The 1,655-nt window shown below is 67.9% G+C and carries 2 protein-coding genes; both read right to left on the reverse strand.

What is annotated here, in order from left to right:
* Nucleotides 1-43: 43 nt before the first annotated feature.
* Nucleotides 44-415, reverse strand: a complete 372-nt coding sequence (gcvH, locus tag AX685_RS01060; RefSeq protein WP_066484465.1) for a glycine cleavage system protein GcvH — start codon at nt 413-415, stop codon at nt 44-46.
* Nucleotide 416: 1 nt separating this feature from the next.
* On the reverse strand, nt 417-1,556 hold the full coding sequence (gene gcvT, locus AX685_RS01065) for a glycine cleavage system aminomethyltransferase GcvT (RefSeq protein WP_066484468.1): 1,140 nt from the start codon (nt 1,554-1,556) through the stop codon (nt 417-419).
* Between the last annotated feature and the right edge of the window lie 99 nt (nt 1,557-1,655).

Here is a 1,655-nt window from a genome sequence, read left to right on the forward strand (position 1 = left end):
ACGACAAGAAGCCCCCTCCCGGCGGGGAGGGGGCTTCTTGTCGTCAGAGCTTGGCGACGAAGGCGGCGTAGGCGGTTTCGTCCATCAGCTCGTCCAGTTCGGCCGTGTCGGACAGCGTGATCTTGAAGAACCAGCCCTCCCCTTCCGGGTCGGAATTGACCAGCGAGGGGTCGTCGACCAGTGCCGGATTGCCTTCCAGCACGATGCCCGACACCGGCGCATAGACGTCGGAGGCGGCCTTCACGCTTTCCACGACCGCGGCCTCGTCGCCCTTGGCGATCTGGCGGCCGTCGTCGGGCACCTCGACGAACACGATGTCGCCCAGCTGGCCTTGCGCATAATCGGAAATGCCGACCGTGCCGATGTCGCCATCGACGTCGATCCACTCATGATCCTCGGTGAAATAACGGCTCATCTTACTTCACTCCTCGGAAGTAGCGGTGGGGAACGAACGGCATCGCGGTGACGGTCGCCTGGTGGACCTTCCCGCGCTGCGAAAGCTGGACGACCGTGCCCGGCGTGGCCAGCGCGGCGGGGACATAGGCCATCGCGATCGGCGCGCCGACGCTGGGCGCGAACCCGCCGGAGGTGACGCGGCCGATCGCGGTGCCGGCGGCATCGACCACCGTCGCGCCCTCGCGCACCGGCTGGCGGCCGTCGACCAGCAAGCCGACGCGCTTGGTTTCGGCACCCGCCTCGCGCTCGGCCAGGATGCGCGCGGCGCCGGGGAAGTCGGCGGTTTCGCGGCGACGCTTGAACAGCGCGAAACCCAGGTCGGCCATCACCGGAGTGGTCGTGGGATCAAGGTCATGGCCGTAGAGCGGCAGCCCCGCCTCCAGTCGCAGCGAATCGCGTGCGCCCAGCCCGATCGGCTTCACCTCCGGCTGCGCGACCAGCGCATCGGCCAGCGCCTCCGCCGCGTCGCCGGAAACCGACATCTCGAACCCGTCCTCGCCGGTATAGCCCGAGCGGCTAATCCACAGCGGGTGGCCGTTCCAGTCGAACGCGCCCGCCTGCATGAACACCATGTTCTCGACACCGGGGATCAGCCGCGCCAGCGCGTCGACCGCCTTCGGCCCCTGCACCGCCAGCAGCGCGTGATCCTCCATCAGGTTCAGCGTCACCTCGTCGGGCAGCCGCTCGATCATGTGGCCGATATCGTCGTATTTGGTCGCGCCGTTGACGACCATATAGACCTGTTCGTCCGCCTGGCGCGTCAGCATCAGGTCGTCGAGGATCCCGCCCGCGTCGTCCAGCAGCAGCGAATAGCGCGCGCGGTTCAGCGTCAGCCCGGCGATGTCGGCGGGCATCAGCGCCTCCAGCGCGGGGACCACGCCCTCGCCCGTGAAGGTCAGCTGGCCCATGTGGCTGACGTCGAACAGCCCGGCATGCTCGCGCGTCCACAGATGCTCGGCCATGATGCCGTCGTACTGGACGGGCATGTGATAGCCGGCGAATTCGACCATCCGCCCGCCCTTGGCGCGGTGCCAGGCGTCGAGCGGCAGCGTCAGGATCTCGATCGGTTCGAGTTCGTCGTCGGGAAGCGTGTCGCTCATCATCCATGTCCGTCACGAGGGTGGAACGCCGCCACGGAACCGCTGCCCCGCGCCATCGATCCCGATGCCCCCTCTGTCACGGAACCTGAGAGCTTTCTC

Source organism: Sphingomonas sp. CCH9-F2 (assembly GCF_001556735.1).
In the GTDB taxonomy this organism is placed as follows: Bacteria; Pseudomonadota; Alphaproteobacteria; order Sphingomonadales; family Sphingomonadaceae; genus Sphingomonas; species Sphingomonas ginsenosidimutans.

Coding starts and splice junctions, on each gene's coding strand:
- gcvH (WP_066484465.1), bottom strand. CDS start 415: ATGAGCCGTTATTTCACCGAGGATCATGAGTGGATCGACGTCGATGGC.
- gcvT (WP_066484468.1), bottom strand. CDS start 1,556: ATGAGCGACACGCTTCCCGACGACGAACTCGAACCGATCGAGATCCTG.